At 53.4% G+C, this 8,373-nt stretch carries 8 protein-coding genes; all 8 read left to right on the top strand.

What is annotated here, in order from left to right:
* A partial coding sequence (locus QOL81_RS24555; RefSeq protein WP_042706999.1) for an EF-Tu C-terminal domain-related protein occupies positions 1-180 on the top strand: 180 nt, incomplete at its 5' end.
* A gap of 260 nt (positions 181-440) precedes the next feature.
* On the top strand, positions 441-824 hold the full coding sequence (secE, locus tag QOL81_RS24550; protein ID WP_004929916.1) for a preprotein translocase subunit SecE: 384 nt from the start codon (positions 441-443) through the stop codon (positions 822-824).
* Position 825: 1 nt separating this feature from the next.
* The gene (gene nusG / locus QOL81_RS24545; protein ID WP_004929914.1) at positions 826-1,371 is read left to right on the top strand and encodes a transcription termination/antitermination protein NusG; all 546 of its coding nucleotides are present in this window, start codon (positions 826-828) and stop codon (positions 1,369-1,371) included.
* A gap of 165 nt (positions 1,372-1,536) precedes the next feature.
* A complete protein-coding gene (gene rplK, locus QOL81_RS24540) occupies positions 1,537-1,965 on the top strand; it encodes a 50S ribosomal protein L11 (protein WP_015376316.1) in 429 nt (142 codons plus the stop codon).
* 3 nt (positions 1,966-1,968) lie between these two features.
* Entirely contained in the window at positions 1,969-2,673 is a 705-nt protein-coding gene (rplA, locus tag QOL81_RS24535; protein ID WP_019456443.1) for a 50S ribosomal protein L1, read from the top strand.
* Positions 2,674-3,011: 338 nt separating this feature from the next.
* Positions 3,012-3,509, top strand: coding sequence for a 50S ribosomal protein L10 (gene rplJ / locus QOL81_RS24530; RefSeq protein ID WP_004929905.1), 498 nt, complete (start codon positions 3,012-3,014; stop codon positions 3,507-3,509).
* 63 nt (positions 3,510-3,572) lie between these two features.
* A complete protein-coding gene (gene rplL / locus QOL81_RS24525) occupies positions 3,573-3,938 on the top strand; it encodes a 50S ribosomal protein L7/L12 (RefSeq protein WP_004929903.1) in 366 nt (121 codons plus the stop codon).
* Positions 3,939-4,270: 332 nt separating this feature from the next.
* Complete coding sequence (gene rpoB / locus QOL81_RS24520; protein ID WP_004929900.1) at positions 4,271-8,299, top strand: DNA-directed RNA polymerase subunit beta; 4,029 nt, start codon at positions 4,271-4,273, stop codon at positions 8,297-8,299.
* The last annotated feature ends 74 nt before the right edge of the window (positions 8,300-8,373 follow it).

The following is an 8,373-nucleotide window of genomic DNA, read 5'->3' as shown; positions in this document are numbered from 1 at the left end:
ACTGACGTGACCGGTACCATCGAACTGCCAGAAGGCGTAGAGATGGTAATGCCAGGCGACAACGTGAACATGGTTGTCACCCTGATTCACCCAATCGCGATGGACGACGGTCTGCGTTTCGCAATCCGTGAAGGCGGCCGTACCGTTGGCGCAGGTGTTGTTGCTAAAGTTATCGCTTAATCGCTGATAAAGTTTGACGCGACACGCGGTAAAAGGGCATCATTTGATGCCCTTTTTCTACGCTGTGAACTAGAACCTATCTCATCAGCGATTTTGCAGTCATAATCATTGGTGAGATGGGCTCTTAAACCGTATTGACTGAAATACGTCATAGCGTAAAACACCGGGATAGCGCTGAAGCGGTATCCGATCGGTTTGGTTTGCCTCGCAATGCGAGGCAAAGTTGTTTGTTCTGAATCATCATTGTGACAGGTTGGTTTATGAGTGCGAATACCGAGGCTCAAGGGAGCGGACGCGGCCTGGAAGCGGCAAAGTGGCTGATCGTCGCCGTTCTGTTGGTTGTGGCTATTGTCGGTAACTATTACTACCGTGATTTAAGCCTGCCATTGCGCGCGCTGGCAGTTGTGCTGATCATCGCCGTTGCAGGTGCAGTGGCTCTGATGACCACCAAAGGCAAAGCCACCGTTGCGTTTGCCCGCGAAGCGCGTACCGAAGTACGTAAAGTGATTTGGCCAACTCGTCAGGAAACGCTACACACCACGTTGATCGTTGCCGCGGTAACCGCCGTGATGTCACTGATTCTGTGGGGGCTGGATGGTATTCTGGTCCGTCTGGTGTCGTTTATTACTGGCCTGAGGTTCTAAAATGTCTGAAGCTCCAAAAAAACGTTGGTACGTCGTTCAGGCGTTTTCCGGTTTTGAAGGTCGCGTAGCACAATCGCTGCGTGAACACATCAAACTGCACGATATGGAAGAGCTGTTCGGCGAAGTGATGGTGCCTACGGAGGAAGTGGTTGAAATCCGTGGCGGCCAGCGTCGCAAGAGCGAGCGTAAGTTCTTCCCTGGCTACGTGCTGGTGCAGATGGTGATGAATGACGCCAGCTGGCACCTGGTGCGCAGCGTACCGCGCGTCATGGGGTTCATCGGCGGTACGTCTGACCGTCCTGCGCCAATCAGCGATAAAGAAGTTGATGCGATCATGAACCGCCTGCAGCAGGTTGGTGACAAGCCGCGTCCGAAAACGCTGTTCGAACCGGGCGAGCTGGTGCGCGTCAACGACGGCCCGTTTGCCGACTTCAACGGTGTGGTCGAAGAAGTCGATTACGAGAAGAGCCGCCTGAAAGTTTCCGTTTCCATCTTTGGCCGTGCAACGCCGGTGGAACTGGACTTCAGCCAGGTTGAGAAAGGCTGATCGAATAATCAGCAATGAGTGGCGCGTTGCCGCTTGTCAAAGGCGCGAAATTGAACTACAATTTCGCGCCTTTTGTTTTTAGATGCCTTGCCTGATGCATGTTGGGCAGGGTGAAACACGGGGAGCCTCTTACGAGGCGATACTACCCAAACCGAGGAAATTTAAATGGCTAAGAAAGTACAAGCCTACGTCAAGCTGCAAGTTGCAGCTGGTATGGCGAACCCGAGCCCACCAGTGGGTCCAGCTCTGGGTCAGCAGGGCGTTAACATCATGGAATTCTGTAAGGCATTCAACGCTAAGACTGACAGCGTTGAAAAAGGTCTGCCGATTCCGGTTGTTATCACCGTTTATTCTGATCGCTCCTTCACTTTCGTTACCAAAACCCCGCCAGCAGCAGTTCTGCTGAAAAAAGCGGCTGGTATCAAGTCTGGTTCCGGTAAGCCGAACAAAGACAAAGTAGGTAAAGTGACCCGTGCTCAGGTACGTGAAATCGCAGAAACCAAAGCTGCGGACATGACTGGTTCTGACGTTGAAGCGATGACTCGCTCCATCGAAGGTACCGCTCGTTCCATGGGCCTGGTAGTGGAGGATTAAGAGATGGCTAAGCTGACCAAGCGCATGCGCGTGATCCGTGACAAAGTTGATGCTACTAAACAGTATGACATCACTGAAGCTGTTGCTCTGCTGAAAGAGCTGGCCACCGCTAAATTCGTAGAAAGCGTTGACGTTGCCGTTAACCTCGGCATCGACGCTCGTAAATCTGACCAAAACGTTCGTGGCGCTACCGTTCTGCCACACGGCACCGGTCGTTCCGTTCGCGTTGCCGTATTTGCCCAAGGCGCTAACGCTGAAGCAGCGAAAGCTGCCGGCGCAGAGCTGGTAGGTATGGACGATCTGGCTGACCAGATCAAGAAAGGCGAAATGAACTTCGACGTTGTTATTGCTTCCCCGGATGCAATGCGCGTTGTTGGTCAACTGGGCCAGATCCTGGGTCCACGCGGCCTGATGCCAAACCCGAAAGTGGGTACCGTTACTCCGAACGTTGCTGAAGCAGTGAAAAACGCTAAAGCAGGTCAGGTTCGCTACCGTAACGACAAAAACGGCATCATCCATACCACTATCGGTAAGGTTGATTTCGACGCAGACAAACTGAAAGAAAACCTGGAAGCCCTGCTGGTTGCGCTGAAAAAAGCAAAACCTTCTCAGGCGAAAGGCATGTACATCAAGAAAGTTAGCCTCTCCACCACCATGGGTGCTGGCGTTGCTATCGATCAGAGCGGTCTGTCTGCTGCAGCGAACTAATCGCATTTGCGATTATCGCTTTGACTTGGGGCCAAGATTTGTCTAGAATCTTATGCCCCAAGGTTTTGCTATTGGCTATGCCGTAGGCAAAACAAAGATTTTTCGGTTGGAGCCTGGCCTATCCAGGCCTCCGTCCAAGACCGCAGGTGTATCGCAAGATACTTAATCCTTCCTGCGTAGACGGTGACAGAGCCTAAGAAAATTTTTCTTTTTTATAAAAGAATGTCTTTGCTGGATTCTGCTCACCGTGTTAAGCCGCTCGGCGTGGCGTTTTACAAAGCGCCGAGTGAAGTGAGTTCCGGGGGATTTTCCCCGGCTAATCCAGGAGCAAAAAGCTAATGGCATTAAATCTTCAAGACAAACAAGCGATTGTTGCTGAAGTCAGCGAAGTAGCCAAAGGCGCGCTGTCTGCGGTTGTTGCGGATTCCCGCGGCGTTACCGTAGATAAAATGACTGAACTGCGTAAAGCAGGTCGTGAAGCTGGCGTTTACATGCGTGTTGTTCGCAACACCCTGATGCGTCGCGTAGTTGAAGGCACTCCATTCGAATGCCTGAAAGACACGTTTGTCGGTCCAACCTTGATTGCATTCTCTCACGAACACCCGGGCGCTGCTGCTCGTCTGTTCAAAGAGTTCGCGAAAGCGAATGCAAAATTCGAGGTTAAAGCTGCGGCCTTTGAAGGTGAGCTGATCCCAGCGGCGCAAATCGACCGCCTGGCGACGCTGCCAACTTACGAAGAAGCGATCGCACGCCTGATGGCAACCATGAAAGAAGCCGCTGCCGGCAAACTGGTTCGCACTCTGGCTGCAGTACGCGATCAGAAAGAAGCGGCGTAAGCCACTCTTTCTTAGCCTTTGCTAACGTATTTAAACTATTTCTGAATTTTAGGAACAATTGTTATGTCTATCACTAAAGACCAAATCCTGGAAGCAGTTGCCGCTATGTCCGTAATGGACGTTGTTGAACTGGTTTCCGCTATGGAAGAAAAATTCGGCGTTTCTGCTGCTGCTGCTGTAGCTGTTGCTGCTGGCCCAGCTGAAGCTGCTGAAGAGAAAACTGAATTCGACGTTATCCTGAAAGCTGCAGGCGCTAACAAAGTTGCTGTTATCAAAGCAGTACGTGGCGCTACCGGCCTGGGTCTGAAAGAAGCTAAAGACCTGGTTGAATCTGCTCCAGCCGCTCTGAAAGAAGGCGTGAGCAAAGATGACGCAGAAGCTCTGAAAAAATCTCTGGAAGAAGCTGGCGCAGAAGTTGAAGTTAAATAAGCCAACCTTTCCGGTTGCAGCCTAGTCTTTTAGGCTGATGGCTGGTGACTTTTTAGTCACCAGCCTTTTTGCGCTGTAGGGCGCCAGTAGCGTTTCACACTGTTTGGCTGCTGGTTTCGCCTCCCAATGTTTGTTTCTATTGACGACTTAATATACCGCGGTCTTTGCACTACCAGGAGTTCTGGGGGAAGACGCGATGAAATGGTTTAAGCGTGATAGCAAGAGACATTGCGGAAAGTGTTCCCGCTTTCCGGTCGACAAAACGGTGTTGCATGAACTGTCCCTAATCGGACGGACAGATTGGGTCACTGATCAGCGAGCTGAGGAACCCTATGGTTTACTCCTATACCGAGAAAAAACGTATTCGTAAGGATTTTGGTAAACGTCCACAAGTGCTGGACATACCATATCTCCTTTCTATCCAGCTTGACTCGTTCCAGAAGTTTATCGAGCAAGATCCAGAAGGGCAGTACGGCCTTGAAGCCGCATTCCGTTCTGTTTTCCCTATCCAGAGCTACAGTGGCAATTCGGAGCTGCAATACGTTAGCTACCGTCTTGGTGAGCCGGTCTTCGACGTCAAAGAGTGCCAGATCCGTGGTGTGACGTTCTCTGCACCGCTGCGCGTAAAACTGCGCCTGGTTATCTATGAGCGCGAAGCGCCTGAAGGTACGGTCAAAGACATCAAGGAACAAGAAGTCTACATGGGCGAAATTCCGCTCATGACCGAAAACGGCACCTTTGTGATCAACGGTACTGAGAGGGTTATCGTATCTCAGTTGCACCGTAGTCCTGGCGTATTCTTCGACAGCGATAAGGGTAAAACCCACTCCTCGGGTAAAGTGCTGTACAACGCACGTATCATCCCTTACCGCGGTTCATGGTTGGACTTCGAGTTCGATCCGAAAGACAACCTGTTCGTGCGTATCGACCGTCGCCGCAAACTGCCTGCGACCATCATTCTGCGCGCGCTGAACTACACCACTGAACAGATCCTCGACCTGTTCTTTGACAAGATCGTCTTCGAAATCCGCGACAACAAGCTGCAGATGGAGCTGGTGCCAGAGCGCCTGCGTGGTGAGACCGCTTCGTTCGACATCGAAGCCAACGGCAAGATCTACGTAGAGAAAGGCCGTCGCATCACCGCTCGTCATATCCGTCAGCTGGAAAAAGACGACATTCAGAGCATTGAAGTACCGGTAGAGTACATCGCGGGCAAAGTGGTCGCGAAAGACTATATCGATACCAATACCGGCGAACTGATCTGCGCAGCCAACATGGAGCTGTCGCTGGATCTGCTGGCCAAGCTGAGCCAGTCCGGCCACAAGCGCATCGAAACGTTGTTCACCAACGATCTGGATCACGGCGCGTACATCTCTGAAACGCTGCGTGTCGATCCGACCAACGATCGTCTGAGCTCGCTGGTAGAAATCTACCGCATGATGCGCCCTGGTGAGCCGCCAACGCGCGAAGCTGCCGAAAGCCTGTTCGAGAACCTGTTCTTCTCCGAAGACCGCTACGATCTGTCCGCGGTGGGTCGCATGAAGTTCAACCGTTCTCTGCTGCGCGACGAGATCGAAGGTTCGGGCATCCTGAGCAAAGACGACATCATCGAAGTGATGAAGAAGCTCATCGATATCCGTAACGGCAAGGGCGAAGTGGACGATATCGACCACTTGGGCAACCGTCGTATCCGCTCCGTCGGCGAAATGGCCGAGAACCAGTTCCGCGTAGGTCTGGTGCGTGTTGAGCGTGCGGTGAAAGAGCGTCTGTCTCTGGGCGATCTGGATACCCTGATGCCTCAGGACATGATCAACGCCAAGCCGATTTCGGCGGCGGTGAAAGAGTTCTTCGGTTCCAGCCAGCTGTCCCAGTTCATGGACCAGAACAACCCGCTGTCCGAGATCACGCACAAGCGTCGTATCTCCGCACTGGGCCCGGGCGGTCTGACCCGTGAGCGCGCCGGCTTTGAAGTTCGAGACGTACACCCGACCCACTACGGCCGCGTGTGCCCAATCGAAACGCCGGAAGGTCCAAACATCGGTCTGATCAACTCCCTGTCCGTGTACGCACAGACTAACGAGTATGGCTTCCTGGAAACCCCGTACCGCCGCGTGCGTGACGGCGTGGTGACCGATGAAATCAACTACCTGTCTGCTATTGAAGAAGGCAACTTCGTTATCGCCCAGGCGAACTCCAACTTGGATGAAGAAGGCCGCTTCGTAGAAGACCTGGTCACCTGTCGTAGCAAAGGCGAATCAAGCCTGTTCAGCCGCGACCAGGTTGACTACATGGACGTATCCACCCAGCAGGTTGTTTCCGTTGGTGCTTCACTGATTCCATTCCTGGAACACGATGACGCCAACCGTGCATTGATGGGTGCGAACATGCAACGTCAGGCCGTACCAACCCTGCGCGCTGACAAGCCGCTGGTCGGTACCGGTATGGAACGCGCTGTAGCGGTTGACTCCGGCGTAACCGCCGTTGCCAAACGCGGCGGTGTGATCCAGTACGTGGATGCTTCCCGTATCGTTATCAAAGTTAACGAAGACGAGATGTACCCGGGCGAAGCAGGTATCGATATTTACAACCTGACCAAGTACACCCGTTCTAACCAGAACACCTGCATCAACCAGATGCCGTGTGTGAATCTGGGTGAGCCAATCGAGCGCGGTGACGTGCTGGCGGATGGCCCATCGACAGACCTGGGCGAACTGGCACTGGGCCAGAACATGCGCGTAGCGTTCATGCCTTGGAACGGCTACAACTTCGAAGACTCCATCTTGGTCTCCGAGCGCGTGGTACAGGAAGATCGCTTCACCACCATCCACATCCAGGAACTGGCGTGCGTGTCTCGCGACACCAAGCTGGGGCCTGAAGAGATCACCGCCGACATCCCTAACGTGGGTGAAGCTGCGCTCTCCAAGCTGGATGAATCCGGTATCGTGTATATCGGTGCTGAAGTGACCGGCGGTGACATTCTGGTCGGTAAGGTAACGCCTAAAGGCGAAACCCAGCTGACGCCGGAAGAGAAACTGCTGCGTGCGATCTTCGGTGAGAAAGCGTCTGACGTTAAAGACTCTTCTCTGCGTGTACCGAACGGCGTTTCCGGTACGGTTATCGACGTGCAGGTCTTCACCCGCGATGGCGTGGAAAAAGACAAGCGCGCGTTGGAAATCGAAGAGATGCAGCTGAAGCAGGCGAAGAAAGACCTGACTGAAGAACTGCAGATCCTGGAAGCCGGCCTGTTTGCACGTATCCACGCGGTGCTGGTTGCCGGTGGCATCGAAGCCGACAAGCTGAGCAAGCTGCCGCGCGATCGCTGGCTGGAACTGGGCCTGACCGACGAAGAGAAGCAAAACCAGCTGGAGCAGCTGGCTGAGCAGTACGACGAACTGAAATCCGACTTCGAGAAGAAGCTGGAAGCCAAGCGTCGTAAGATCACTCAGGGCGACGATCTGGCCCCGGGCGTGCTGAAAATCGTTAAGGTTTATCTGGCCGTTAAGCGTCAGATCCAACCGGGTGACAAGATGGCGGGCCGCCACGGTAACAAGGGTGTTATCTCCAAGATCAACCCGATCGAAGATATGCCTTACGATGAAAACGGCACGCCGGTAGACATCGTACTGAACCCGCTGGGCGTACCATCACGTATGAACATCGGTCAGATCCTGGAAACCCACCTGGGTATGGCTGCGAAAGGTATCGGTGAGAAGATCAACCAGATGCTGAAGCAGCAGCAGGAAGTGGCCAAGCTGCGTGAGTTCATCCAGAAGGCCTACGATCTGGGCGACGACGTTTGCCAGAAAGTCGACCTGAACACCTTCAGCGACGACGAAGTACTGCGTCTGGCAGAGAACCTGAAAAAAGGTATGCCGATCGCAACGCCGGTGTTTGACGGTGCGAAAGAGACTGAAATCAAGAAGCTGCTGGAAATGGGCGGTATCCCGACCTCCGGTCAGATCACGCTGTTCGATGGCCGTACCGGTGAGCAATTCGAGCGCCAGGTTACTGTCGGCTATATGTACATGCTGAAACTGAACCACTTGGTTGACGATAAAATGCACGCCCGTTCAACCGGTTCTTACAGCTTGGTTACTCAGCAACCTCTGGGTGGTAAAGCGCAGTTCGGTGGTCAACGCTTCGGTGAGATGGAAGTGTGGGCACTGGAAGCATACGGCGCGGCTTATACCCTGCAGGAAATGCTCACCGTTAAGTCGGATGACGTTAACGGCCGTACCAAGATGTACAAAAACATCGTGGATGGCGACCACCGGATGGAGCCAGGCATGCCGGAATCCTTCAACGTACTGTTGAAAGAAATCCGCTCGCTCGGCATCAACATCGAACTGGAAGACGAGTAATCGTCATTCCGGCTCAGGCTCCCCGCCTAAGGGAGCCTGAGGGTGGTTGTTCAGGTCACACGGGTACCTACTGC

Source organism: Serratia sp. CC22-02, from assembly GCF_900182895.1.
GTDB classification, from domain to species: domain Bacteria; phylum Pseudomonadota; class Gammaproteobacteria; order Enterobacterales; family Enterobacteriaceae; genus Serratia; species Serratia nevei.
Note: the sequence above shows the minus strand (reverse complement) of the source record. Positions and strands in the feature narration are given on the sequence as shown.